25 protein-coding genes are annotated in these 24,469 nt (G+C 45.8%); 12 read left to right on the top strand and 13 right to left on the bottom strand.

All coding sequences use genetic code 11. The features are described 5' to 3' along the window. Position 1: 1 nt before the first annotated feature. Complete coding sequence (locus K2Y22_08395) at positions 2 to 1,963, top strand: DUF4118 domain-containing protein (GenBank protein MBX9878464.1); 1,962 nt, start codon at positions 2 to 4, stop codon at positions 1,961 to 1,963. Then, positions 1,956 to 3,848 (top strand): hypothetical protein, encoded by a 1,893-nt coding sequence (locus tag K2Y22_08390; GenBank protein ID MBX9878463.1) that lies wholly within the window; start codon positions 1,956 to 1,958, stop codon positions 3,846 to 3,848. The genes K2Y22_08395 and K2Y22_08390 overlap by 8 nt, the downstream gene beginning before the upstream one ends. Positions 3,849 to 3,864: 16 nt before the next feature. Here the strand turns inward: K2Y22_08390 and msrB are convergent, their stop codons facing one another. The 4 genes from msrB to K2Y22_08370 all read right to left on the bottom strand — a co-directional run bounded on the left by msrB (position 3,865) and on the right by K2Y22_08370 (position 6,770). Beyond that, positions 3,865 to 4,284 carry a peptide-methionine (R)-S-oxide reductase MsrB gene (gene msrB / locus K2Y22_08385; protein MBX9878462.1) on the bottom strand — a complete coding sequence of 140 codons (420 nt, stop codon included), beginning with the start codon at positions 4,282 to 4,284 and terminating at the stop codon, positions 3,865 to 3,867. Positions 4,285 to 4,371: 87 nt separating this feature from the next. Continuing rightward, positions 4,372 to 4,911: a peptide-methionine (S)-S-oxide reductase MsrA gene (gene msrA / locus K2Y22_08380; GenBank protein MBX9878461.1), complete on the bottom strand. Its 540-nt coding sequence runs from the start codon at positions 4,909 to 4,911 to the stop codon at positions 4,372 to 4,374. A 33-nt stretch (positions 4,912 to 4,944) separates the two neighbouring features. Continuing rightward, on the bottom strand, positions 4,945 to 5,457 hold the full coding sequence (locus tag K2Y22_08375; GenBank protein MBX9878460.1) for a GNAT family N-acetyltransferase: 513 nt from the start codon (positions 5,455 to 5,457) through the stop codon (positions 4,945 to 4,947). Next, positions 5,442 to 6,770, bottom strand: a complete 1,329-nt coding sequence (locus K2Y22_08370; protein MBX9878459.1) for a competence/damage-inducible protein A — start codon at positions 6,768 to 6,770, stop codon at positions 5,442 to 5,444. The genes K2Y22_08375 and K2Y22_08370 overlap by 16 nt, the downstream gene beginning before the upstream one ends. A 101-nt stretch (positions 6,771 to 6,871) precedes the next feature. On the opposite strand from K2Y22_08370, the gene K2Y22_08365 reads away from it, so the two are divergent. After that, entirely contained in the window at positions 6,872 to 7,561 is a 690-nt protein-coding gene (locus K2Y22_08365; GenBank protein MBX9878458.1) for a hypothetical protein, read from the top strand. A 16-nt stretch (positions 7,562 to 7,577) separates the two neighbouring features. Here the strand turns inward: K2Y22_08365 and K2Y22_08360 are convergent, their stop codons facing one another. From K2Y22_08360 to thiL, 4 genes are all read right to left on the bottom strand, one after another. After that, entirely contained in the window at positions 7,578 to 7,778 is a 201-nt protein-coding gene (locus K2Y22_08360) for a hypothetical protein (GenBank protein ID MBX9878457.1), read from the bottom strand. A gap of 61 nt (positions 7,779 to 7,839) precedes the next feature. Then, positions 7,840 to 8,454, bottom strand: coding sequence for a hypothetical protein (locus K2Y22_08355; protein MBX9878456.1), 615 nt, complete (start codon positions 8,452 to 8,454; stop codon positions 7,840 to 7,842). Positions 8,455 to 8,466: 12 nt separating this feature from the next. Beyond that, positions 8,467 to 9,345, bottom strand: coding sequence for a bifunctional methylenetetrahydrofolate dehydrogenase/methenyltetrahydrofolate cyclohydrolase FolD (gene folD, locus K2Y22_08350; protein MBX9878455.1), 879 nt, complete (start codon positions 9,343 to 9,345; stop codon positions 8,467 to 8,469). A 62-nt stretch (positions 9,346 to 9,407) separates the two neighbouring features. Further along, on the bottom strand, positions 9,408 to 10,388 hold the full coding sequence (gene thiL, locus K2Y22_08345) for a thiamine-phosphate kinase (protein ID MBX9878454.1): 981 nt from the start codon (positions 10,386 to 10,388) through the stop codon (positions 9,408 to 9,410). Between the two features lie 88 nt (positions 10,389 to 10,476). On the opposite strand from thiL, the gene K2Y22_08340 reads away from it, so the two are divergent. Continuing rightward, positions 10,477 to 10,734 carry a YggT family protein gene (locus tag K2Y22_08340; GenBank protein MBX9878453.1) on the top strand — a complete coding sequence of 86 codons (258 nt, stop codon included), beginning with the start codon at positions 10,477 to 10,479 and terminating at the stop codon, positions 10,732 to 10,734. Positions 10,735 to 10,760: 26 nt separating this feature from the next. Next, positions 10,761 to 12,743 (top strand): hypothetical protein, encoded by a 1,983-nt coding sequence (locus tag K2Y22_08335; GenBank protein MBX9878452.1) that lies wholly within the window; start codon positions 10,761 to 10,763, stop codon positions 12,741 to 12,743. Positions 12,744 to 12,757: 14 nt separating this feature from the next. Here the strand turns inward: K2Y22_08335 and K2Y22_08330 are convergent, their stop codons facing one another. Continuing rightward, positions 12,758 to 13,393: a hypothetical protein gene (locus tag K2Y22_08330; GenBank protein MBX9878451.1), complete on the bottom strand. Its 636-nt coding sequence runs from the start codon at positions 13,391 to 13,393 to the stop codon at positions 12,758 to 12,760. Between the two features lie 124 nt (positions 13,394 to 13,517). Between K2Y22_08330 and K2Y22_08325 the strand changes: the two genes are divergently transcribed. Further along, the gene (locus tag K2Y22_08325; protein ID MBX9878450.1) at positions 13,518 to 14,456 is read left to right on the top strand and encodes a M48 family metallopeptidase; all 939 of its coding nucleotides are present in this window, start codon (positions 13,518 to 13,520) and stop codon (positions 14,454 to 14,456) included. Here the strand turns inward: K2Y22_08325 and K2Y22_08320 are convergent. Beyond that, entirely contained in the window at positions 14,453 to 14,935 is a 483-nt protein-coding gene (locus K2Y22_08320; protein ID MBX9878449.1) for a hypothetical protein, read from the bottom strand. The two genes, K2Y22_08325 and K2Y22_08320, sit on opposite strands and share 4 nt — an antisense overlap. A 35-nt stretch (positions 14,936 to 14,970) precedes the next feature. Further along, complete coding sequence (locus tag K2Y22_08315; GenBank protein ID MBX9878448.1) at positions 14,971 to 16,542, bottom strand: sensor domain-containing diguanylate cyclase; 1,572 nt, start codon at positions 16,540 to 16,542, stop codon at positions 14,971 to 14,973. 253 nt (positions 16,543 to 16,795) lie between these two features. Between K2Y22_08315 and hisS the strand changes: the two genes are divergently transcribed. From hisS to K2Y22_08290, 5 genes are all read left to right on the top strand, one after another. Beyond that, entirely contained in the window at positions 16,796 to 18,088 is a 1,293-nt protein-coding gene (gene hisS, locus K2Y22_08310; GenBank protein ID MBX9878447.1) for a histidine--tRNA ligase, read from the top strand. Between the two features lie 7 nt (positions 18,089 to 18,095). Then, positions 18,096 to 18,518 (top strand): hypothetical protein, encoded by a 423-nt coding sequence (locus K2Y22_08305; protein ID MBX9878446.1) that lies wholly within the window; start codon positions 18,096 to 18,098, stop codon positions 18,516 to 18,518. Between the two features lie 21 nt (positions 18,519 to 18,539). Beyond that, positions 18,540 to 19,385, top strand: a complete 846-nt coding sequence (locus tag K2Y22_08300; GenBank protein ID MBX9878445.1) for an AAA family ATPase — start codon at positions 18,540 to 18,542, stop codon at positions 19,383 to 19,385. A gap of 55 nt (positions 19,386 to 19,440) precedes the next feature. Next, positions 19,441 to 21,549: a tetratricopeptide repeat protein gene (locus tag K2Y22_08295; GenBank protein ID MBX9878444.1), complete on the top strand. Its 2,109-nt coding sequence runs from the start codon at positions 19,441 to 19,443 to the stop codon at positions 21,547 to 21,549. 63 nt (positions 21,550 to 21,612) lie between these two features. Continuing rightward, positions 21,613 to 22,356: a DUF2490 domain-containing protein gene (locus K2Y22_08290; protein MBX9878443.1), complete on the top strand. Its 744-nt coding sequence runs from the start codon at positions 21,613 to 21,615 to the stop codon at positions 22,354 to 22,356. Here the strand turns inward: K2Y22_08290 and K2Y22_08285 are convergent. Continuing rightward, positions 22,340 to 23,101, bottom strand: coding sequence for a hypothetical protein (locus K2Y22_08285; protein ID MBX9878442.1), 762 nt, complete (start codon positions 23,099 to 23,101; stop codon positions 22,340 to 22,342). The two genes, K2Y22_08290 and K2Y22_08285, sit on opposite strands and share 17 nt — an antisense overlap. After that, positions 23,098 to 23,592, bottom strand: a complete 495-nt coding sequence (locus K2Y22_08280) for a hypothetical protein (protein MBX9878441.1) — start codon at positions 23,590 to 23,592, stop codon at positions 23,098 to 23,100. The genes K2Y22_08285 and K2Y22_08280 overlap by 4 nt, the downstream gene beginning before the upstream one ends. Positions 23,593 to 23,706: 114 nt before the next feature. Here K2Y22_08280 and kdsB point away from each other — a divergent pair, with 114 nt between their 5' ends. Then, entirely contained in the window at positions 23,707 to 24,468 is a 762-nt protein-coding gene (kdsB, locus tag K2Y22_08275; GenBank protein ID MBX9878440.1) for a 3-deoxy-manno-octulosonate cytidylyltransferase, read from the top strand. Position 24,469: the final 1 nt, after the last annotated feature.

Below are 24,469 nucleotides of genomic sequence, written 5' to 3'. Positions count from 1 at the left end.
AATGGATCATATAAGGGACAAGCCTGAACAAATACTTGCCCGCATCAAGGAAGAAGAAGCTACCCAATCAAAAGGTAAGCTGAAAATATTCCTTGGTGCAGCAGCCGGAGTAGGCAAAACCTACACGATGCTGGAAGCAGCTCAAGAACTACTTAAAGATGGTATTGATGTTGTTGGTGGCGTCGTCGTTACCCATGGGCGTAAGGATACAGAAGAACTACTTGAGGAATTGGAAATTCTTCCTCAAAAGGTTTTGCCCTATAAAACAACGCAACTCTATGAATTTGATCTGGACCAAGCCTTACTGAGACGACCAACCACTATATTGATAGATGAATTGGCCCACACCAATGCACCTGGTTCAAGGCATGAAAAACGCTGGCAAGATGTGGAAGAACTTTTACAAGCCGGTATTAACGTCCTAACGACCGTCAATATTCAGCATTTGGAAAGTGTCAACGATTTAGTCACTCAAATAACCGGCATTAAAATGCTTGAGACGGTGCCGGATTCTATATTTGAAAGAGCAAATGAAGTTGAAGTAGTAGATCTGCCACCGGACGACCTTATTCAACGATTGAAAGAAGGCAAAGTTTACTTACCAGACAATGCCAAAACAGCGTTAAAACACTTTTTCAAAAAGGGCAATCTTATTGCCTTACGCGAATTGGCTTTGCGAGTAACTGCTGAACATGTTGACGCACAAATGCTTAAGTACCGTGAAACAAGCGCCATTCATGAGGTCTGGCCTGTCAGCGACCGCATTCTAGTATGCGTCGGTCCAAGCCCACTTTCTGCACGACTGGTAAGGGCAGCCAAGCGCCTGGCGGCAACATTGAAAGCAGAATGGATTGCAGCATATGTAGAAGTACCAGGGCACTCACCGACAGCCGACACAAAAAACAGACTAACTAGAACCCTACATATGGCCGAACGGCTTGGCGCGCAAACCATTCGATTGAACGGACGTAACGCTGCTGAAGAATTGGTCAAGTACGCACAAAAACGAAACGTTTCCAAAATAATCATTGGTAAACCAGCTCGAGAACGTTGGAGAGAAATTCTATTTGGATCCGTAGTTGATGATCTAATTAGACACAGCGGCAACATTGATGTATATGTCATAACCGGTGATAAGAGTCAAAGCGAGAAGCCTGCTGCAGATTTCGTCGCCACTCATTCAAAACCAAAGAATTATTTACTTTCGATGCTCTTTGTCGGCGCTGCCACTTTTGTTTCGTTTCTCTTATTTCGCCATATTTCGCCCATAAATTTAGCGATGATTTATCAGCTGGCTATTGTCATAGTAGCTCTCAGTCTTGGCCGTGGACCATCAATTTTGGCCGCCATTGCTAGTGTAGCTGCGTTTGATTTTTTCTTCATCCCACCGTACTTTACATTCGCTGTATCAGACACGGAGTACCTACTTACTTTCTTGGTAATGCTCATCGTTGGTTTGACACTAAGCACTCTAACATCAACGGTTAAACATCAAGCACTGCTTGCCAGAGACTTGGAACGTCAAACAGCTTCTCTTTACGCCATGACCAGAGAACAAGCCGCGGCAATTAGTACAAAACATGTGGTCGACATTTCTCTCAAGCATATTGCAGACGTCAGTGACGGAAAAATCGTCGGCTTTTTAGCTGACAAAAACCAGCATTTAGTGCAGGTATCGACAGCCTTACCCAGCTTTGACATCGATTCCAAAGAATTAGGAGTTGCCCAATGGGTTTTTCTCAATCAGCAGGCAGCCGGAGCTACAACGACAACACTTTCGGGCGCAAAAGCTCTCTATATGCCACTTATTGGGACCAGAGGCGCAATTGGCGTTATTGGCGTAATGGCCAATCCAGAAGATCGCTTTAGTGATCCTGATGAGAAACACCTGATTGAAACTTTTGTCAATCAGACAGCACTTGCTATCGAACGAGCTCAACTGAGTGAAGGTCAAATTGTTTAGCAGAACAGATATTAAACATTGGTTTTTTGAACGCGTTGGCGAGCAAAGCCAGCAAAAGGACAAGTGGTTTAATGTTATGTGTTTAACAGGGGTAGACTATTTTTCTTCTCTGGGTTTTGCTCCGGCAATGGCATTTCTCTTTGCCGGTGTTTTATCGCCATTTGCCACGCTACTCCTGGTAATTTTGAATCTGTTCGGAGCCTATCCAATGTACGCCAAGGTTGCCGAGCTTAGTCCCAATGGACAAGGCAGTGTAGCTTTGTTGCAGAAGCTTTTGCCAAGCTGGTGGGGCAAGCTACTAGTTATCACCTTGCTTGGCTTTGCATCAACCGGCTTTCTAATGACCATCACACTTTGTTCTTCTGATGCCGCAAAGCACGTGATTGAGAACCCATGGTCACCTGTCTGGCTGCAAAATCAGTTAGTCCTGACCGTATTCCTGGTGGCATTTTTAGGTGCCGTATTTCTCAAAGGGTTTAAAGATGCTATTTGGCTGGCCGTTATTCTTGCATGGTCTTTTCTATTCCTAACGGCTTGCGTATTTGCAGCGGCACTTAACGAAATTATTCACCACCCGCAGGTAATAACAAATTGGTACAACATGTTGTTTGGGACGTACACATCTATTTGGCAGATGGTTGCCATTTCATTGCTAGCATTTCCCAAACTTGCCTTAGGCATGTCCGGATTTGAAACCGGCGTGGCCGTTATGCCTCTTATCAAAGGAAGTGCAATGGACACTTCCGCCTATCCAGCCGGCAGAATTAGAAATACTAAGTATCTCCTTTTGACAGCTGCTATCATCATGTCCTTTTGTTTGCTCACCAGTTCATTTATAACAACTACGCTCATCCCGGCTCATGAATTTGCCGAGACTGGAAAAGCCAACGGCCGGGCATTAGCTTATCTAGCGCACGGGCTTCTTGGTCACGTATTCGGCACCGTGTACGATGTCAGCACGCTGTTAATTTTATGGTTTGCCGGAGCATCAGCAATGGCCGGTCTGCTAAACCTAATTCCCCGCTATCTACCGGTGTATGGTATGGCTCCTGAATGGGTGGCTGCCCTACGTCCACTAGTATTACTTATAACAGGCTTCTCTCTGCTGATTGTCTGGCACTTCAATGCCGACGTTGATGCTCAGGCTGGAGCATTTGCAACCGGCCTTTTAGTTTTTATGACATCTGCAGCATTGGCAGCAACTATTGCCAGTTGGAAAGTAAATCAAAAACAAGGATATTACTTCCTAATCGTAACTCTTGTCTTTGTTTATGCCACCATCAATATTATCCTTGAGCGGCCGGACGGCATTCAAATTGCCGGTGTGATTATCCTATTTATGATGTCCACCTCCATTTTGTCACGCTGCATAAGGTCTACCGAATTAAGAGTCGGCACAGTGAACTTTGATCGAAAATCACTTAGTTTTGTCGAGCAAATGCTAGAAGAACATCTTAGAGAGATTCGCCTACTGGCTCACCGTCCTGGGGGTAGCAGCTACGAACAAAAAGAACAAGAGTCACGCCAGATCCATAGCCTACAAGAAAACGAGGGCAACTTCATTTTTCTTGAGGTCACCCCTACAGATCCTTCCGAATTTCACGATAACACAATTAGTGTCACGGGACATAACATCGATGGACACAATGTCTGGCGATGCGACAGTGCAAGCGTGCCAAATGCTATTGCCGCCATACTGTTGACTTTGCGCAATAGAACAGGCCAAATTCCGCATGTCTACTTTGGCTGGACCGAAGGTCATCCACTAGCCTATGTGCTTAAGTATGTTCTCTGGGGAGAGGGAGAATCTGCTCCTCTAACCAGGGAAATTCTCCGTTCCGCAGAGCCAAATCCCAAAATGAGGCCTAGAGTACATGTGAGTTAGGCGCTCACATCTATACTTATTTTTTGTCTTTGTCCTTACTTGACTTAAAATCCAACGACGCGGAATTGATGCAGTAGCGCATACCTGTCGGTTGCGGCCCGTCAGTGAATAGATGTCCCAAGTGAGCACCGCAGTGACTACAGACAGCTTCATCTCTCACCATGCCATGCGAGCGATCTTCCTTAGTGGCAACTGAAGTTCCTTCAGCTTTTGTGAAACTTGGCCATCCAGTGCCGGAGTCAAATTTGTCCGTCGATTGAAATAGAAGCTCGCCGCAATTACTACAACGATACTCGCCTGTTTCATGATTGTTCCAATATTTACCGCTAAAGGGTGCTTCGGTAGCACTGCAGCGTGTCACTTCGTAAACATGCGGATCGAGTTTTTCCTTCCAGTAGCTGTCGGATTTCGCGCTCATATCTTTGTTGTCGGTCACAGTTTGCTCCTTCGCTTGCACACAGGATGTAATTCCAAAAACAACTATTAAAAACAGTGCTAGTAAATGCAGTTTCTTCATAGGTCCTCAAAAACAAACATTGCCATGTTTCTTGTAATAATCTTGATGATATTCCTCGGCTGGATAAAACTTGCCTGCAGCCTCAATTTTCGTGCTGATTGGTGCGTAAAAGTGTTTGGAACGTTCAAGTTCATCGACATACTTAAGTGCTGCAATCTTTTGCTCCGGAGTTGTATAGAAAATCATCGAACGATACTGAGTTCCAATATCAGGACCCTGCCTGTTCAGAGTAGTCGGATCATGTTTGTCAAAAAATACCATTAGGAGATTTTCGTAACTGGTTCTTTTGGGATCAAATACAACTTCTACAGTTTCAGCGTGCCCTGTCTTGTCTGTGCAAACTTGCTCGTAACTCGGATTGGTCATAGAACCACCACAATAGCCAACGCGAGTTTTTATGACGCCAGGCACCTTGCTAAACACATACTGCACTTTCCAAAAACAGCCAGCCGAAAATAAAGCCCGCTGATTCTCATCTGCAGCACTAGCTGCACTCTGGTTTAGAAGCAAAACTAAAAACAGTAAGAAACCGGCAATAAGTTGCATGATACCTCCTACCTGTTTATAACATTTCGGCAACTAGCGGACTTTAGCATACAGGATTAAATCAATGATTTTGCCGTCTTTAACCCCAGCTCGTTTCAGACAGGCTTCTCGCTCATAGCCGGCTTTTTCCAATACGCGCATAGAAGCCGGATTCCATTCAAACACGGATGCTTCCAACCGGCAAAGATTGTAGTTTTTGAAACAATAGTCGCTGAAAGCGGTAAGGGCTTCTGTGACTATCCCTCTTCCCCAATAGTTTTTGCCGAGCCAATAGCCAATTTCAGCAGTTAATCTGCGCACATCTTCGCGAATGCCGATGCCGATACCGCCAACAGGTTCGCCATCGACTTCGATAGCAAAGTTCATTGGCTTCTCTAGACGCAAGTTATATTCAATCCAGTCTCTGGAATCTTTTCTTGTATACGGATAAGGAAAACGATCAGTAAGGTTAATCCAAATATCCTTATCATTGGCATGAACAAGTACAGGCACTTCGTCCTGCCTGCGCCATTCTCTAATTGTCGAATTCTTTAGCCGAAGTTCCATGATTCGCTTCCCGGAGCTGCCTTGACTCGCTGTTTCAACAAGAACAAGCGCACCAAATTGATAGCCTCGCTTGCCGTACGCTCGCGAATCTCTGCTCTGGATAACTCCGGAGAAAACTGCAACTTCTTATCTGTTTGGAAATCTTCCGTAACTAAGGCTACATAGACAAGACCAACTGGTTTTTCAGGTGTTCCACCATCAGGTCCGGCAATTCCGGTAATGCCAACACCAATGTCAGCACTTGCAAGACGGCGTGCACCAGTGGCCATTGCATGGGCGCACTCAGGACTTACCGCACCCTTATGGTTGAGAATAAAGTCATGCACACCAAGCACTTCGCTTTTAGCTTCATTGGAATAAGTAACAAGATTCAGTTTGACGTATTTTGAACTGCCGGCAATATCCGTGAGACGCTTGCTGGCCAAACCGCCTGTGCAAGATTCAGCAAAAGCAATCGTCAATCCTTGTTCACTCAACATGCGGCCGACGACTGCTTCCAATGTGTCTTTGTCTGTACCGTAAACCAAAGTTCCGCTGCGAGATTTGATGTCGTCAATTACAGGTTGAGCCATCTTCTGAGCTTCTTCAACTGTCTTTGCTTTAGCAGTGACGCGCAAGCGACATTCGCCTCGTCCTGCCAGCGGCGCAACAGTTGGATTGGACATGTCCAACAAATCTCCAACCTGTTCAGCCAGAGCTGATTCACCAATACCATAGTGTTTCAAATCGCAAGACCAGATGACACCACCACTGTAATTTTGCTCTAGATATGGGCGTCCTGTTTGCTCCCACATAATTTCCATTTCACTCGGCACACCTGGGAAAGTCAAAATTACTCTTTCCAACTCAGGGTTTTTAATTCCTACTTGTTTCAAAAGCTGCGCATCGAGTTTCCAAATTATTCCCGGAGCAGTGCCAACAGGATTTGGAAGAATATCCGAACCATCCGGTCTTTTAGCCTGTTTGTCGTTCGACGGTGGCATAGGTAATCCGCGATTGGCAAAAATCTGCTGGATGTAGCGCGAAATTGTTTCATCAAAATAAAGCGGTCGCTGGAAAAACTCCGCAATACATTCAATAGTTAAATCATCAGCAGTTGGCCCAAGTCCACCTGTAGTGATTACAATTTCTGTTCTGTCCAAGGCAAACCTGAGCGCATCTTTGATGCGATCTTTGTTGTCACCGACAGTTGTATGCCACAAGCAGTCAATACCTAAATCAGCCAATTCCTGCGACAAGAATTGCGCGTTGGTATTCATAATTTGACCAAGCAGAAGCTCGGTGCCAATTGCCAGGATTTCTGCTCTCGCCATCACGTGTCCCCTTTTCCTTATTATCAACTTGCTGGCAACTAATTGTTCAATCTATGACCTTAGGCTTGATAAACTGAAATCATGGGATTGGGGGAACTCGAATGAAATTAAATATCGCCACATATGGCTTATCCCTTGTATTGGCCGCCCAACTAGCCATGCCCTGCGTGGCGGGTACCGAACCTGCTGTGAGTCCAGACAAATCAACTCAAGCTACTGCCAAGACAAATTCCAAAAGTAATTTCCGACTGCACATCGCACGCAAGACAAAGTTCGAACAGCCGGAACCTGACAAGCTGTTATTAGATTCCGGCGAAATAGTCATAGAAGCACTGCACTCCGGAGTCATTGCAACACCGCTATCGCAAATCTATGTGAGATCGGGAGCAGTTCTTCTTTGCCAAGTACAAGAAGGTATTGAATACGTCTATGTACTGGCTGACAACTCACCGCAATCAACTTCAGTGATTGTCAACAAGCGTCATGCAAAATTGGACCAGGGAGTTGAAGCGATTGTCTCCGATCACCAGGCCAATTACAAAGAGCTTGGCGGACCAGATGACATCGGGCATCGCGCAATGCGCATGCATATACTCGGCAACAACCGCTTCCTGTTGGTTTGCGAATATTCACTAATGGATGTTCTGCAACACAATCGGTTGCTACTAGGAATCAAAGACTCGGATTCAGCTGCTGATAAGGCATTATCCGAAAAACTCTTGAAGACCGTCGCCGTAATAACTTCGGTCACGGGCAGGCGCGGCTCTTATACAAACAGCGGTCGAGAGTAAGTAACAGCCTTAATGCTTATGCTAGCTGCGTCAGCTTGGCAAGGCCGTCTTCAGGCAACAACATGCCATGATGTCCGCCGCCGGCTGGTTTCGGCTCAGGAGCATTGACGTTGTAGGTAAAAATCGCAAATGCACCGATTGCCATGACAATGACAAAACAAACAAAGAAAAAAGTCAGCCATTTCAAAGAAGAATCGGCGTGATCACCTTCAGACATCCCGGTAAACTCCTAACAATTATGTGCGGCTACTATCATAAAACATAATAGCCATACGTATCTAGAGGCTTTTAATGGTCTTTAAAAGACTTTCGGTTGCCGCCAGGTTGTAGGCATCATCCGACAGCTGTAGCCCATATAGGACAAATGCCTTCTTTTGATCCGGATCTATGAGCGTAGCTACTATCCCTTGAGATTTATGGTCCTGAGAGTCAATGGTCTTGCCTATGATGTAAGGCACCGATTTACCACCAATCTGCAACGTGCCTTTGCTTTCCACCGAAACAAATCTGACATATGTTCCTGGAGTAGAAAAACCAATTTCGTATGAACTATCCAACAACTTTTGTGTGTTGCCGGTGTCCTGGCGGTACTTCATTAGAGTGAGATATTGTTTGTCGACGGGGTTATCGACTGCAACAATCGCAAATGGTTTCATCAATTTATTGCTGTAGCCGAACAAATACTTAAACCCCTTAGGCAACGGCTCAGAAAACTCAGCAATATCACTTACAGCTCGGCTAATCATTTGCGGATTCATTGATTCGTTAAAGACTTTTTGCGTAAATGCCACGCCGCAAATCGCGATAGTTGTTCCACCAACAATGGTAATAACTACCATTGCTACAAGAATTCTTGCCCAGAGAGGCAGTCTCTTTTCCGTCTCTTGTGTCATGCCTATCTCCAATTACTTTAAATGCTTTTCGTATGCAGCAACTGTGTTTGCTAAAAGCATTGCTACAGTCATCGGACCAACTCCGCCCGGAACAGGAGTAATTAGAGAAGCCACTTCGGCAGCGCCGGCAAATTCCACATCCCCAACTAATTGTGATTCGCCTGTGGGAGTTTCAATTCTGTTGATGCCTACATCAATAACAACCGCGCCTGGTTTTACCCATGATCCGCGCACCATATTTTCACGCCCGGCTGCAACAACCAAGACATCAGCGGATCGGCATACTTCGTCCAAATTTGCTGTTTTGCTGTGGCACATTGTCACCGTGGCATTCTTTTCTTGCAACATCAATGCAATTGGTTTGCCCACTAGATTAGAACGACCTACAACTACGGCATTTTTCCCTGACAAATTAACACCATAGCGTTCGAGTAAAACCATAATTCCTTTTGGTGTGCAGGGGCGCAATCCATCTTTGCCGGAAAAAAGCTGTCCGAGATTATATGGATGTAAACCATCGGCATCTTTATCAGGTGACAGCGCTTCAAGTACCTCATCGGTCGGCAAATGCTTGGGCAGAGGCAACTGAACTAGAATTCCATCAACGTTTTCATCGCTGTTTAATTTCTTGATGCAACTAAGCACTTCCGGCAGAGTTACATCCGCTGCGAACTGATGAAAAAAACTTTCAATGCCGGCTTTTTTACAAGCGGCAATTTTGTTTTTCACATAAACATGACTGGCTGGATTTTCGCCAATGAGTACGACTGCAAGTCCTGGTCGGCGCTTGCCTTGTTGAACAAAACCATCGACCTTGAGCCTCAGTTCTTCACGAACTAAATTGGCTACCTGCTTGCCATCTAGAATATTGCTGACATCGAGTGCGCTCATTTGAAACCCCGGTTAACCCTTACCGCTACGAGAATATTATGGCAGCGTAAAGCGCAAGAATCTTACAAGTCAGTCCAATGTTGAAAGCTTTTTTTCAAATCGAGAGCAATTTTTGCCTTGCCCTTATTTAAAAACACACCCGAACTGGCAACAACTTTGCCAATGGCTTTAAACGGGTTGTTATCTTTCCAGTGATTCCAAATTTCCTCGGGCAATGTGCCGACCAGTTCATAGTCTTCACCGCCATAAAAAGCCCATTCAAGAGGATCAACACCGGAAAGTTGTGCCACTTCTTTAGTTTGCTCGTGAATTGGTATATCTGATTGATTTACTTCTATACCCAAATCGCCATTTTGCGCTTGGCTAGCTCTAGCAATTTGAATTAAAGCATCGGCAAGTCCATCAGACGCATCCATCAGGCTGGCACGACCGGCAGTATTTCTCACAAGCGCCCAGGACTCACACAATCGTGGGGAGGGTTTTGTGTGCCTCTGCCAGACGTAGGGATATTTTTCCTGTGCAGCTTTATTTCCGCAGAGCGACAGTCCGGCAGCACTTGCGCCGAAGTCACCTGTTACAACAACAACATCTCCGACTTTGGCTCCGGATCGAGTCAAACAACCAGCTTCGTGGACATCACCCATGGCAGTTACATTAACAACCAAAACAGGTCCAGCTGTTAAATCGCCACCAACCACATTGGCTCTATATGTTTTTGCGCAGTCGATTAACGAAATCATCAATTCGCGAACAGATGATTTTTCAATATCCTTGGGCAATGTCAGGCTTACAACTAAATGTCTAGGGCGACCGGCCATTGCCGCAATGTCACTTAAATTAACAGCTGCCGCTTTCCAGCCAAGATTTCCATACCCGATTTCACTAGTTATAAAGTGCGTGCCCTCGACAAGTGCGTCGACGGTTACAAGCTGCCCGCCCGGCAAAATGGCACAATCGTCACCAATATGCTTATTGCCGGACCATTGTTTAATGTCTTCGACAAGCTGTTGTTCGCTAGTTAATGGGAATCTGGGAGCTGTCATCAATGCCTGCAATTGCCGTAGATGTTACAATCTGGAACTGTCACATGTCCAGGGAAAATCCAGACAAATTTCCAGAGAGAATAATTGAATGTTAGATATCGGAAGTTTAATAGCCAGTGTCATCCAGCTCGCATGCGGGCTAATTGTAATTTGGTGTCTGCTCAGCTGGTTTCCCAATATTCGCTGGTATGAACCGCCATTCAAGTGGTTGGATATGGCTGTCAAACCTATCGTTGAACCATTCAGAAGGCTTATCCCGCCAATTAGCGGCATAGACCTTTCTCCCATGATTGCCATTATTCTTCTTCAATTAGCCGGCAATCTAGTGCGACAATTACTTCCATAATCAAGACGTCTAGCAAAGGTTAACGCATGCTGACACGCAGAAATTTTTTGCTATCCTCTCTTGGGTTAGCGTTTTTCCCGGAATTTAGTATCCCGGCATACGCTCGAGCAAAGAAAAAGCCGGCAGCAAAAATCAAATCCGGACCGTACACGTTAGTCCGTCAAGCCTGGCCGCCGGCAATTGCACCGGATCACGTGGCCATCGTCGATCGTGGCTATACCTGCTTCGCCGATGAATTCGGTCACATTGCCATAGTCGAACTTAAAAAAGCCGACTCGGCTCGTGTTATAGGCGAATTAACAGGTCTTGGACGAAAGCTCATCGACTTCTGCGCAATTCCCCATCGTGCCTTTGCCATCGTCAGCAAAGAAGGCGAACAATCAGAAACTCGTTATGAGCTCTTATCAATCAGCTTGTCTCCGATGGATGAACCATATGTGGTATCAACTGTGCAGCTTGGACAATTCTCAGAGCCAACATGCATCGCAGCTAACTTAGACACGATAGTCATCGGTGGCGCCGGCGGCAAAGGCGAACACATAATTGCTTTCTTTGCCACAAACTTAAAACACGGCAAACTAGTCGAGCCGGCATTGCTGTCCACCCTAAAGACTGAGTCGCCTGTGAGCAGATTAGATCTGCAAGACAAGTCACTTATGGTTTTGCAAGGCGGAGATAATAGTCGACTTGATTTTGTTAACTTAGCTGACATCGCCTCGCCGGTTTTACACAAAGGCATACATCTATCCGGTCACTACACGGCATTCGCTCGCCAGAAGAATCTCATTTTGTTGGCCGGTAAAGAGCCAGGCAAACCAGAGTGCACCATGACACTGGTCAACATGGATATATCTCCACACAAGGTATCTTCATCACCAATACCAGACATGACCCGAGTCATTGATGTCGCAGCCCAACGCAATTGGTTTTTGGTGTTAGGTCAACAAAAATTCAATCCATGTGTACAGCCGGTCACATACAATCGCTCTTTGGAATTAATCGCCGGAGCAGCAATTCCATTGCCGGCGGGCAAATCAGGAATGACTTCCAAAGCGCGCTTATCCGTTAAAGACAATTACGGCTACATAGCTGCAGGAAGCGCCGGAGCAGAAATTATTTCATTCAACAAATCCGTCTGGCAGCACGTATTCACATTCTCCATTCCCCGCTTGCCTGCTTCCAGTGTTGCCGCCTGGGGAAATCTGGTTGTCTTAGGCGGAGCCGATCTCAAGGTCTACGACATCTCCAAACCGGAAAAGCCGACCATTGTCGGCGTCACCAAAGTTGACAGCACGGCAAAATCAATTGCCGGTGCGGGCAGTTACATCCTCTGCTTGAGCAAAGAATCGCTAACCTTACGCAAAATGGATTCAATTGATTCCACCGTTGCCGAGATCAAGGTAAACGGACAACAAGTCGCATTTGATACGGAAAAACAAAGAGGCTATGTCCTTTCTGCACAGTCGAAGAAAACAACGATTTATCCGATTCAAACATATTCAAACAGTCTGACACCGGAAAAATCATTTGACGTCGATGCAAACTACCGCCGACTATCAGCTGCCGGTGGTTATCTTCTACTCAGTGGATTACATGATGTAGCTCTCTACACAACTTCGGAAACACCAGAACTTGTGGGCACTCGTCATTTTGAAAATCTCGCTATTCGCGACATTGCCTTAAGCGATGAATATTCAGTTGCCGCAGCAATTGATTCCAACGACAGAGGCTTCTTGCTTATCATATCCAAAGAAGGAAAAGAACTTTCTCTTCTTGGCTCAACACCGTTGCCACATGACGCTGCCGCTGTAGCTGTTGCAAATCACAAAGCAGTTGTTGTCGGTAAATCCGCTGACGGCAAAGACATGGCATCAATAATTGACTTTACGACGCCATCAGCGCCCAAAGAAATTGCTTCTTTCCCGGTAGTTGATGCAGCATCAGCAATTGCTATCAAAGATAATTTAGCAATTGTTGTTGGTCGCGGATTAGAAATACTGAGTATGTAGCTCTCTAGCAGTACTTATTTCTTTTTCTCAGCCTTGTCAGCCTGGTTGAAAGGAATGTCAGCTGGAGCATACGGGTCGGCAACGATAATCTCACGCGGATCCGCATGAATATGATCCTGCATAAACTGCGGCAATTTCTTGGCAGCATTCTTAAAAATAATGACCGGCCTCTCAGCATTCGATAATTGTTCAGTTCTGAATGTCTCTTTGCTTTTCAAAAGTGGCGCGACTAATGAATGAATTTGAATGGTGGATTTATCAAAAGTAATTACTTCCTTGCCGTCGGTAACCTGATATACACTCTCAAGCAGCCCCGATTTACCCATATCAATTGAGTCAACCTGCGAGTAACCTTTATTTACGACCTTATGCGAGTCATAATGAAATTTCTTGCCAAATGGTAATGGGACTTGAACCTTAATCGGCTTATTAGCGTCAGCATCTAATCTAGAGTGTGCAATTTTGCGGCAATAATCATAAATGTACGGCAGAAGCGTTTGAAACTTCCCATCAGTAGGAGGTTGCGGCAAATCGGCAGGCAACTTTTCCACTTTGGATAGATTTGCTTCCAGCGAAGCCTTGTTGCTGGACTCACAATCATTCTTGGATAAGCCTTCTGATCCAGATTCCAAATTGCGATGCTTGGCCACAAAAACTTCCTCAGCTGACTTAAGGCAAAACCGTGCTTAATATATACCCCAGGTCGAGCTTATTGGCACGTTAGATCTGGGTAGATAGATCTTGAATTATTAAACCCGCGGAGAAGCTTTAATTATGTCGACAGTCGAAAGCCGCACCAGGAAGAGGTTTCCCCGGATCACATCAGCCGCCTTTGAACATCCGGCTGACACGCAGGCACTGGAAGCCGTTAAGCGCATACCCATATTAGATAAAGTCTTTCGCAAATTAATGGAGCTGGGAATTGAGCGGGTTTTTCGCATTCAGCTGATGGGTCAAGCTATTCATGTCACACCCAAGCAGTGTCCCAAAATCTATCGCCTATTTAAAGAAGCAGCTGACATTTTGGACATGCATGAGCCGGATTTATTTCTAACCACAAATCCACAAGTCAACGCATTTACTTTCGGTGTGGAAAGACCGTTCATTGTTTTGCAATCAGCTCTCGTAGATCTTTTAGATGAAGAAGAATTGATGGCGGTACTAGGACACGAACTAGGACATGTAAAATGCGGACACGTTCTATATAGATCCATTGCTTATTTTCTAGGACAAATAGCCGGTCGCATTCTAGGATTAGGCGGCATGGCTTCTATGGGACTAGCAGTTGCATTATTTGAATGGTCGCGCAAATCGGAACTCTCCGCTGACAGAGCCGAATTGCTTGTCGTGCAAGATCCTGATGTCTGCTTGCGTTTGCACATGAAGCTGGCAGGTGGATCAAAAGCGGTTTTCTCTCAGACTGATCCACAAGAATTCTTGAGACAAGCGGACACTTATGAAGAACTCGATTATTCAACGCTGAATAAAGTCTACAAGCTGCTGCACGAACTATCACAAAGCCATCCATTGCCGGTCTATCGCGCCAAAGAAATCCAGAACTGGGCGCGCAGTAAGCAGTACCAGGAAATTCTCGCTGGTCGTTATCCTACAAGCGAGCCTACATCAGGCTTGCGCACATGCCCGCATTGCCAGTCGAAAATAAGTCCATCATTCTTCTTTTGTCCGGATTGTGGCAAAAGCGCCAGAACCTAGTGTTCCTCATCGCAAAGCTCATCGTCGTGATGATGGCGTTTTTCCTTGCCTTCCGCAAGTGAACAACCGCATGACGGACAAAACGGCTTGTCTTGATTGGCCGGCGCCTCGCACTTCGGACAAGTAAATCCGGAGGTTGGGTGATAGCCGGCTTTCGCTTGCGATTTTTGCGAAGCAGAAGCTGTCGGATCATTGGCAAGCTGCAGAGCTTCCAGCTCATCCTGCAAATCAGCGATTTCATCGTCGATGTCGGCAATTTCCTCTGTTCGCGACTTGAAATTCTCGTCAGTAATTTCCAGCTTGCGCTCATACTTATCAAATACCATGCGACCCAACTCGGTGAGAATGCCGCTCTTCCGTCTTTCCAGAGTGCGGATTTGGCTGTTAAGCGCATAGCTCTTCACCATTTCCTGCGAACGGCTCTGTACCTTCGTTATTTCCTTGCTAAGTCCGGTCACCAGTTCGTCGAAAATGCCCATTGTTTCTCTCCTAATGTCCTAGCTCTACTCTAATTTTACTCAGAAATACTAACCCTATTTCTTCCGCCTTCTTTCGCTTTGTAAAGCGCTTCATCAGCCTTTTGAAACAAAGTGTCGGGATCACTTGCATGTTTAGGGTAACATGCCACACCAATCGAAGCCGAAATATTACCAAAACCTACAATCAAACATTCGTTTATAAGCTTGCGCAGCCTCTCTGCTATTTGGCCGGCAAGTTCAATATCAGTATTGGGCAAAAGCAAACAGAACTCCTCACCACCATAGCGCGCAGGAATATCAATATTGCGACAAGACTGTTTCATCACTGTCGCCACTGACTTAATTGCTTCATCCCCTGCTTGGTGACCGTAATTGTCGTTTATCTTCTTCAAGAAGTCCAAGTCAACAACTATTAGAGAAAACGGCTCGCTATAGCGCTTGGCTCTCACGAATTCGCGCTCAAATTCATCCATAAATTTGCGGCGATTGTTAATGCCTGTCAGGCCATCCGTAACAGCTTGTCTTTCGCGCTCCGCATGCAACTGTGCATTTTCAATACCAACGGATAATTGGTCGGCAAGTGAACTTAAAAGCGATACGTCATCAATGTCCCACTCGCGCGGAATGACACAGTCCTGCAAACACAAAACAGCAAGCACCTGATCGCGCATCACAAGCGGCACAAGAAGCGCGGAACGATAATCCATTTCACGCAAAAGCTTCGAATGAATTTCTGAATCATTAGCTCTACCATCGTCAGTCAAATATTGCGGGACTTTCTTGACCAACGCCCCATGGATAAACTCAGTACCTTCAACTGTTTCCAACAAGACCTTAGCCGGCGACACATCCTCACGATGGTATTCGTAAACGTCTATGCGCTCGCCGTCCTTGATAAATCCCATGATAAGAGTCCGGCTGACTTGATAGGTCGAACCAATATTTTCAACCGCATCTTTCAAGACCTTTTCAATGTCCAGCGAACTGCGCACGGCATTACTTATTCGGTACAACAATCGCTCGCGATCCGTGTGCTTTGTTCGCAATGAATCTTTTAACATCACATCATGAATGAGCTGACGAGTTTGCTCTTCCATAGAAATAATTCTGTCTTCCAACTCTTCGTATCGGCGTCTTAGTCGTTCATTTTCTTTCGTTAACTCACTCAATTCCCAGGCGCGCTTCACTGCCATTGCAAATGGATAATCATCAAGCATTTGCTCAAAGTCATCAGCTTCGTAATGCAAATCGCCCGACATAATAATCGTGGCGCACAGAGCATCATCATCTTTTACATGATAGACATGCGTTGGCTGCAATTCAGGCGGAACATCAAAATCATCCGCATCAATTTCGATGACACCGGAATCTAGCTCATCTTCTTCCAAATTGAACTCTTCAACGAATTTAGCGAAACTCCCTTTCTTCTCGCCAAACGTAAACCTGTCAGAAAACTCCTCAAGATCCGGATCAAACACCAAAACAGCACAACTCTTGGGCGAGCCTAGCCCAAGAATAATTTCCGACATAATCGTTACGACCTCTTCTAAATCGGTCGACGACAAAAGCCGTACTTTGTCTCTCGTTGTATCGAGCCCGGAAGCCATGATAGTCCTTAACTTTCCGCACTTTTGATATACCCGATTTATCGCTCCGTCCTCGCATTCTGCTCGGACTTCGCTGCCGTCCGGCGTCCACGCTCCATTTCGGATTGCTCTGTCGCAATCCTACATTCTCGCTGTAGCTCGTGGTTGCCACGGCTGGCTTCGCTCTTTACACTTTTGTGACTCTGGTAATGAATTTGTTTCATGCTGATAAAACCAGGTAAAATGGTTAGCCGACGACCGGAATCTAACAAAAGTGGACACTTTGACTGACGAGAAACAGCAACAACTAAGCATGCAGCCAGCCCGCGGCACGCGAGATATACTGCCGGGGGAGACAGAGCTTTGGCAAAAGCTGGAAGAGCTTGCCCGTAAGACGCTGATGTCGGCTGGCTATAAGGAAATCCGCTTCCCTATATTCGAGCACACAGAGCTCTTCAAGCGCAGCGTGGGTGAGACTACGGACATTGTCGGTAAGGAAATGTATACCTTCAACGACAAATCGGACCGTTCGCTGACCTTGCGCCCCGAAGGCACAGCCAGTGCCGTTCGCGCTTATTTAAATTCCGGCTTGGGCAGACAGAGTCCGCCCATCAAACTCTTTTACATGGGACCATTTTTCCGTTACGAACGTATGCAAACCGGGCGTTATCGGCAGTTTCACCAACTGGGACTGGAAGCCTTCGGCAGCGCCGGCCCATTAATCGATGCCGAAGTAATTGTCGTAGCAGTGCAATTTCTCAAAGCAGCCGGACTAACGGATTTCGAAGTGCAGGTCAATTCCATAGGCTGCCCTGCTTGCAGACCGGCTTACCGTGAGCTTTTAAAGCAATCACTAAAAGAAAAACTGCCGAACTTGTGCGAAGACTGCCGCGACCGTTTCGACAGAAACCCGCTGCGCATGCTCGATTGCAAGGTCAAAGCGGATCAAGAGCAATACCAAGATGTACCCGCAGCGCTCGATCACCTCTGTGCCGATTGCGAAAGTCACTGGCAAGGCTTACTTGGATTGCTCAAAAAGTTCAATATCCCAATAGTCATTAACAAGCGCCTGGTAAGAGGTCTCGATTACTACACGCGGACGGTATTTGAAATTGTCTCTCACGACAAACGCCTGGGTGCTCAGTCAACTGTTGCAGCCGGCGGCAGATATGACAACCTTATCAAAACACTCGGTGGTCCCTCAACCGCAGCTGTCGGCTGGGGACTCGGACTTGAACGACTAACGCTACTTCTCGACAACCAAGACACGTCAAAAGTAGACGTCTATGTCGTGAGCACAAAAGCCGAAGTAGCTCTAGAAGTTGCTACCGCATTGCGTCAGGAAGGCATTTCTGCCGATCTTGATTACCCTGCAAATGGCTTTGAAAGCCGCTCTTTCACCAAACAATTGCAACAAGCCAACAAGCAAGGCTGCCCGCTTGTAGTGATTGCCGGCGACGATGAAATAGCGGCCAATGAACTGACATTGAAAGACATGCGCAATGGCAGTCAAATTCGCTTGCCACTAAGCGGATTAGCAAGCAAAATTAGAGAGCAACTTACCTGAGGTTCTAATGCCCTGGACTAATCTCAATCAGCCCACCACCCTGGAAAAAATAGTCGGCGGACTATGTTATCTGACATTCGGCTTGGCCGGATTGCTTTACATAATATTGGGCGGCAGGCGAGATCAGTCGGAATTTTTCCGTTTCCATTTCCTGCAATCAATAATGTTGGGCATTATCGGGCTAATTCTTGGTTGGACGAGCAGTATTTTTGTATCGCTCATCAGCACCATAATGATGACGCTAGCAAATTTTATACCGGCAATTTCGCAGCAATTAGTGGCTCAAGTTAGCGGCGGCGTGGCTTTGGGATTGGGCTACTTGATGAATGCCGGTGTTCTTCTTTTGTTATATGGGATGATCTTCTCATTTCTGGGTAAGTATGCAGAAATCCCTCTTATTTCGAACATCGTGCGCCAGCAAATGCGCTAATGTTGAAGCCAAGCAGACAAAGTGCCGTCAAAACACATAATTTCCATTGCTAATCAAAAGGGTGGAGTTGCAAAAACTACCACCACCGCATACCTGGGTGCAGCACTTTCTCGTTTGCACAGAAAAGTTCTGCTAATTGATTCTGATCCACAAGCAAATCTAACTTATTCTCTCGAGCTAAACGATGAGCAAAAGGAACATGCTCAGGACAATAGTCTTGCCACCATTTACGAATCCGGTGGCAGTTTAGCTGACTGCATACTTCCCATTCGCGATAACTTACATTTGGTACCGGCATCACCCGATTTAGTGATGACCGAAGTAGCTCTCGATACATCACCTGAAACTCTTTCCGGCAAGCCGGAATGTATTTTGTCCGATGCACTAAAACCAGTTGCAGCCAATTACGACTATATTCTCATTGATTGTCCACCCAGCCAGGGCATGCTCACGCTAAATGCGCTTTGCGCTTCTAACTGGATAGTCATTCCAACGATGGCATCAGTAATTAGTTTGACTGGTCTTGAGCGCATGCTTGAACAGGTGCACGAAATTGTGCATGGTGAGCCATCTCTCAATGAAGATCTCAAAATTCTAGGGGTGCTGATTACTCGCTTCAGGAAAGACCGCACCGTAGAAGTAGAATTAGAGCAAAGACTACGCACTCTCGAAGAGGACTTTGCCGTTTTTCGCACTGTAATCCCGGACAGAAGCCAATTTGAGCTGATGGGCGAATTACAAGCTCACACAGGAAGGCACCTGGTAGACCTATCAATGGTCAGCTATTCCCTGCTTCCCTACCTGACGTTGGCAATGGAACTCGAGAAGATGCTTAGCCAGAAGCAACCGGCTAAAAAGGGCGTCTAGTCCGGACTTGAAAAGCCAGCTAGAATAGAAATACTTACCATATCAGGACCGAGCGGTGGAATTGACACGAAACGAAGCAGGGCGGCATTGCCGTGTCATTAAGTCTAACCGGGGCAAGCTAAAAAGAGCCGCTCTGGCTATAGTTGCTTTAGCATCCTTAGTCTCTGCTAATCCAGTTTCGGCCGACAATTGGGCTGAAGCATACAACAAAGGCGTCACCCACTATCGCAATCAAGACTGGCCGGAAGCACTCGACGCATTTACCGAAGCGCGGGATTTAAATCCTAAAGATCCCCAAACACATAAGGCTCTCGCAATAGTAAACACCAGGTTGCACCGGTTCAATGAAGCGGAGACTGAATTGCAATCCCTAATTCAGTTGCAGGACACATTCGACAATCAAATGCTGCTGGCAGAACTATATCTCGGCATGGGCAAATATCCAAATGCGCTATCTATTTATCAAAGTGTATTGTCTAAAGACGACACAAATGCACAAGCATTGCTTGGCAGTGGTATCGCCAATGAAAGTATCGGCGATCTAGATGCATCCTTAGAGTACTATGAAAAAGTGATCGAATACTATCCCCGCAGCAAGCAAGCAGAAAATGCTAGAGCGCGCTTACCAAGAGTGTCCAAAGCACAAAAGGTCGAGCAGTCAAACAGATTCTTTCCATTCGAATCATCATTTGGTGAAGCTGGTTTAGGCTGGTGGAACCTACGCCGCATGCCATTGCATGTTTACATAGACAGCGGTGAAGGAGTAAGAGGCTATAGGAGCGAAATGCGCGATGTTATTTCCAAAGCGCTAAGCGCCTGGACATCAGCTTCCAACGACAACATTACATTCATCATCGACGGCACTGATCCCATTGCAGAATCGGCATGGAAAGAAATGGATGATGCGAAGCCGATGATTTTGCGTATGCAGGAAAATTTTGCGAATGTTCCACACGATCCAGTGCCGGCACAAATTCACATTCACTGGACAACAGATATGGCTAGGGCTCTTGGCTTAGCCTGGACAAGTAAAATTCGAGATGGCAATCCTGTATTATCCAAAGCCCACGTATGGATCACAACAGACAGACTAGCTGACAGTACTCCAATTCCCTCGCGCTCCTCTCCGGCATATGACACCATGTTTGATGAGCAAATTAGAATGCTCGAAGCAGTCGTAACGCACGAAATTGGCCACGTACTAGGCTTGCCACACCTTAGCAATCCAAATGACATGATGGCTGCCGGTATTTATGGATACAACGCCAAGGATTTGCAAGAACAAAAGCAATTAACATCCAGAGACACTCAGGCGCTCGCCGAACACTATAACAATTTCGAAGGAAATGGCTACCAATTGGTAAATCGGCAAGCCATGATGGACGAATCGATAAAATCCGACAACGAATCACCCAAGGAAGAGAAGGATGAAAAAGATAGCAGTCCTGGCATGGGAAACACTAATCCTTGGGGCGGTCTAAAGGGATCAGATACACCAGATGAAAAAGACAAAGAACCTTTGTCTCCCGACGAGAAAAAGGCAGAAGAAGAGAAAAAAATAGAGGAAGAGAAGAAGGCTGAGGACGACAAGAAAGCCGAGGACGACAAGAAAGCCGAAGACGAGAAAAAGGCTGAAGACGAGAAAAAGGCTGAAGAGAGGCCCAAAGCAGGTGCTGAAGACAAAAAAGACACAGATGCTAAAGAAGACGAGAAAAAAGCAGAAGAAGAGAAAAAATTAGAGGAAGAGAAGAAGGCCGAAGAAGAAAAGAAAGAAGCTGAAAAAGTCAAAGAAGAAGAAGAGGAAAAAGCAAAAGCCGAGGCTGAAAAAGATAAGGAAAAAGAATCAGAAGCAGGCGAAGAGTCTACAGCTGAAACCACGCACCATAGCTCCAAGCCAGGTGGCAAGCAAACAGGCTATCATCCGTTGAAGGAAGCAATGTTCTATCTCAACGCAAAACAGTACAACGAAGCACTTGCGATCTTGAACAAGTATCTAAAAGGGCATCATAACGACGCACAAGCGCTTTACTTAAGAGCTGTTGTTCATGTAATGCAGCGTGACTATCCTCTAGCTGCTGCGGACTACAAAGAAGTCATCAGAATCTATCCAAATTCGGACTTATCGAGAAAGGCAACTGACGGACTTAAGAAAATTAGTTTTTAGAATTATCTTTGCCGTACAATATACATATTCAATAATCACAATATTACTGACGGCGCACTGCGGATGATATTGGGCAAAAAACCAGCATGCAAGTTAGGGTTAGTTGTAAAAGCAGCAATACTGCTCTTGGCACAATTACCCCTCTGCGACTTGACAGCTTCACCGGCCGCAGCGCAAGTAGAAAAAGATTGGGGACTGTGGTCTCCCATATATTTCAACGCGCCTATCCGCAAACGCTGGTGGGGTTATCTCGAACTCAATCCGCGCATAAACAACAATGTGCAGCGATTTGATCAGTTGCTCGTGAGACCGGCAATTGGTTTTCGATTTCTTCGAAACGGTTATGTCTACAACGGATTTTGTTGGATTAGTAATTACAACATACCAGGCAGAATACCAGCTAATGAATATCGTATTTTTCAGCAAGCCTTGTTCAATAATGAGTGGAATACTCGAGTAGGCAAATTTGTAATTACCAATAGAACACGCTTAGAAGAAAGGCTCTCCGACTTTGTAAACGGTTGCGCTATTAGAGCTCGTCATCAAGTTCGCGGCACATATACGATAGGCAAGACTAATTGGTATCTGGCCGGCTCAAACGAATTATTCATCAATCTCAACTCCTTACAGACAGACATAAAATCCGGATTTGATCAGAACCGTCTTTATGCCGGCGTTGGGCGCAACATTAGCAAACACACAAGCGTTGAACTCGGCTATCAGTGGCAATACGTTAACCGCATTGACCCAGTTGATGATCTCGGTCGCAGTTCCGTCATGGTTCAAATCTTCAACAACTGGTATTGACCGCTTCAGCGCGAGAAAGAAAGTTGGTTAGTCCGACTGGATCATTTGTAATCACGCCATCAACTTCAATTGCTAAAGCAAAAGCCCATTCTCTTATTTTGTTCAATGTCCACGTGTTGACTGGCATAGAAGCAGCATGCGCTACTTGCACACACTCTTTGCGCAAGTTTCCAAAACCTGGGTGCCAGACATTTGCACCTACCTGTTTGGCATAACCGACTAAATCCAAAAAGTAAGCATCAGCCAACAAAGCCAACTTCTGCTTCGGTGCTTTTTCATGAACACGTTTGAGCAGAGGATGATCAAAAGAACTAATTACGACAGTGTCAGGATATTTGTACTGCGATAGCAAATCCAACACATCATCTTCGATACCGGGATATTCAACAGGAGCATTTTTGATTTCCAAATGAAGCGTAAGTTTGCCTTGCAGAAGTTCAAGCACTTCTTCAAGCAATGGAATTTTTTCAGAGGCAAATTCTGCGGAAAACCAAGAACCGGCAGAGAGCCTCTGCAGTTCCGGATACGTAATATCTTTTATGTAGCCGGCGCCGTTTGTTGTTCGCGAAATCTCAACATCATGAATAACAACAAGCTCGCCCGTTGCGCAACGTTGGACGTCCAATTCAATGCCATCGACTCCAGACTCAAGGCTACGCTTAAAAGCTGCCAGAGTATTTTCCGGTGCCCACTCACAACCGCCTCGGTGGGCAATTACTTTTGGTTTGATTGGTATTGCGCTCATGCGATATCGACTGTCCTTTGTACGGGAAAGAGACCAAGCTTTAGAGTACATTCAAGTTTCGGTGGTTTAACAGTTGCCTTCTGCAGAGCTGCTTCTAGTCCGTTTTCCACAAAACTCAAACCAGAAACATTTTTTAGCGATACGGATCCACGCTGATTCTCAATTTCAAATTGCACTACATGCTTTTTCTTGACGATATAACCTTGCCAGGGATCTGATTCAGCTTCTTCATTGACTAACTGAATGATGTTGCCCTTGCGCACAACTTTCTCAAGTCCCTCTGAAAGAATTCGCACCAAACCAGGCATTTTTTCAGCATCACCGAAAATAGCAGCTAATACTCTATTGGCCAACTCTCCGGGTAGCGGCGGCTCTTCAGGAAGCTGATGCATGAAGTTAACTACAGAAGAGAATTCATCATCGGACGATTCCAACAAGTCTTTGCCGCGCTTTACCAACTCTTCTTCAGTCAGTGGATAATCTGTCGTCATTTGACACCATCAAAAACTCAATACGAGAAGATCATAGCGAGAAGCGTTCTAAATTCTGCTTAATGACAACCATTTGATCGCTCAAGACTGCATAAGTTAGTGGAAAATATGCCCATGACTTCTTTGCCGAACGAAAAAATCGTAGCAATACTGCCGGCACGCTGGGGATCAACTCGTTTGCCTGGCAAACCCCTCATTGATATCGGCGGCATGCCGCTAATCGAGCGCGTTTACCGTCAAGTTATGCAGTGCAAACTTGTCAACGAAGTACTTGTAGCAACCGATGACCAACGCATTTTAAGCACCGTCACTGCCTTCGGCGGCAAAGCAGTGCTCACACGCAGCGATCACCATTCAGGCACAGACAGACTGGCTGAAGTAGTGGCAAAACGCAAGGACATTACAATTGCCGTCAATGTGCAAGGCGACGAACCCTGCATTGATCCTCAAGCAGTTGACCAAGCCATAGAGCCTATGCTTGAAGATCAATCTATTCAAATGGCAACAATTGCCTGTCCTATTTCCGACAATTCCGCAGTTCAGAACAAAAACATTGTCAAAGTTGTCGTAGATAAGAACAACTTCGCCCTCTACTTTTCACGAGCGGCAATTCCGTTTGTAAGAGAAGGACAAACACGGTCTCATTTGCATCATGCCGGATTGTACGTATATCGACGCAATACCTTGCTGAGCATATCTCAGATGCCCCCCAGCCGGCTTGAACTGGCCGAATCGCTTGAACAGCTAAGGGCCCTGGAAAATGGCATTGCCATTAAGGTAATTCAGACAAATTACAGACCCCAAGAGGTTAATGTAGCGACCGATGTTGAAGCAGTCGTTGCATTTTTAAGCAAGCCACAAGCTTTTCCACTATAAT

Source organism: Candidatus Obscuribacterales bacterium (assembly GCA_019744775.1).
GTDB lineage: Bacteria > Cyanobacteriota > Vampirovibrionia > Obscuribacterales > Obscuribacteraceae > SBAT01.
Note: the sequence above shows the minus strand (reverse complement) of the source record. Positions and strands in the feature narration are given on the sequence as shown.

Coding starts and splice junctions, on each gene's coding strand:
- kdsB (MBX9878440.1), top strand. CDS start 23,707: ATGACTTCTTTGCCGAACGAAAAAATCGTAGCAATACTGCCGGCACGC.
- K2Y22_08360 (MBX9878457.1), bottom strand. CDS start 7,778: ATGTCTGAAGGTGATCACGCCGATTCTTCTTTGAAATGGCTGACTTTT.
- K2Y22_08315 (MBX9878448.1), bottom strand. CDS start 16,542: ATGGCTTCCGGGCTCGATACAACGAGAGACAAAGTACGGCTTTTGTCG.
- K2Y22_08370 (MBX9878459.1), bottom strand. CDS start 6,770: ATGGCGAGAGCAGAAATCCTGGCAATTGGCACCGAGCTTCTGCTTGGT.
- K2Y22_08335 (MBX9878452.1), top strand. CDS start 10,761: ATGCTGACACGCAGAAATTTTTTGCTATCCTCTCTTGGGTTAGCGTTT.
- K2Y22_08280 (MBX9878441.1), bottom strand. CDS start 23,592: ATGACGACAGATTATCCACTGACTGAAGAAGAGTTGGTAAAGCGCGGC.
- K2Y22_08365 (MBX9878458.1), top strand. CDS start 6,872: ATGAAATTAAATATCGCCACATATGGCTTATCCCTTGTATTGGCCGCC.
- K2Y22_08395 (MBX9878464.1), top strand. CDS start 2: ATGGATCATATAAGGGACAAGCCTGAACAAATACTTGCCCGCATCAAG.
- K2Y22_08355 (MBX9878456.1), bottom strand. CDS start 8,454: ATGACACAAGAGACGGAAAAGAGACTGCCTCTCTGGGCAAGAATTCTT.
- thiL (MBX9878454.1), bottom strand. CDS start 10,388: ATGACAGCTCCCAGATTCCCATTAACTAGCGAACAACAGCTTGTCGAA.
- K2Y22_08305 (MBX9878446.1), top strand. CDS start 18,096: ATGCCCTGGACTAATCTCAATCAGCCCACCACCCTGGAAAAAATAGTC.
- msrA (MBX9878461.1), bottom strand. CDS start 4,911: ATGCAACTTATTGCCGGTTTCTTACTGTTTTTAGTTTTGCTTCTAAAC.
- K2Y22_08290 (MBX9878443.1), top strand. CDS start 21,613: ATGATATTGGGCAAAAAACCAGCATGCAAGTTAGGGTTAGTTGTAAAA.
- folD (MBX9878455.1), bottom strand. CDS start 9,345: ATGAGCGCACTCGATGTCAGCAATATTCTAGATGGCAAGCAGGTAGCC.
- K2Y22_08375 (MBX9878460.1), bottom strand. CDS start 5,457: ATGGAACTTCGGCTAAAGAATTCGACAATTAGAGAATGGCGCAGGCAG.
- K2Y22_08285 (MBX9878442.1), bottom strand. CDS start 23,101: ATGAGCGCAATACCAATCAAACCAAAAGTAATTGCCCACCGAGGCGGT.
- K2Y22_08340 (MBX9878453.1), top strand. CDS start 10,477: ATGTTAGATATCGGAAGTTTAATAGCCAGTGTCATCCAGCTCGCATGC.
- K2Y22_08320 (MBX9878449.1), bottom strand. CDS start 14,935: ATGGGCATTTTCGACGAACTGGTGACCGGACTTAGCAAGGAAATAACG.
- K2Y22_08325 (MBX9878450.1), top strand. CDS start 13,518: ATGTCGACAGTCGAAAGCCGCACCAGGAAGAGGTTTCCCCGGATCACA.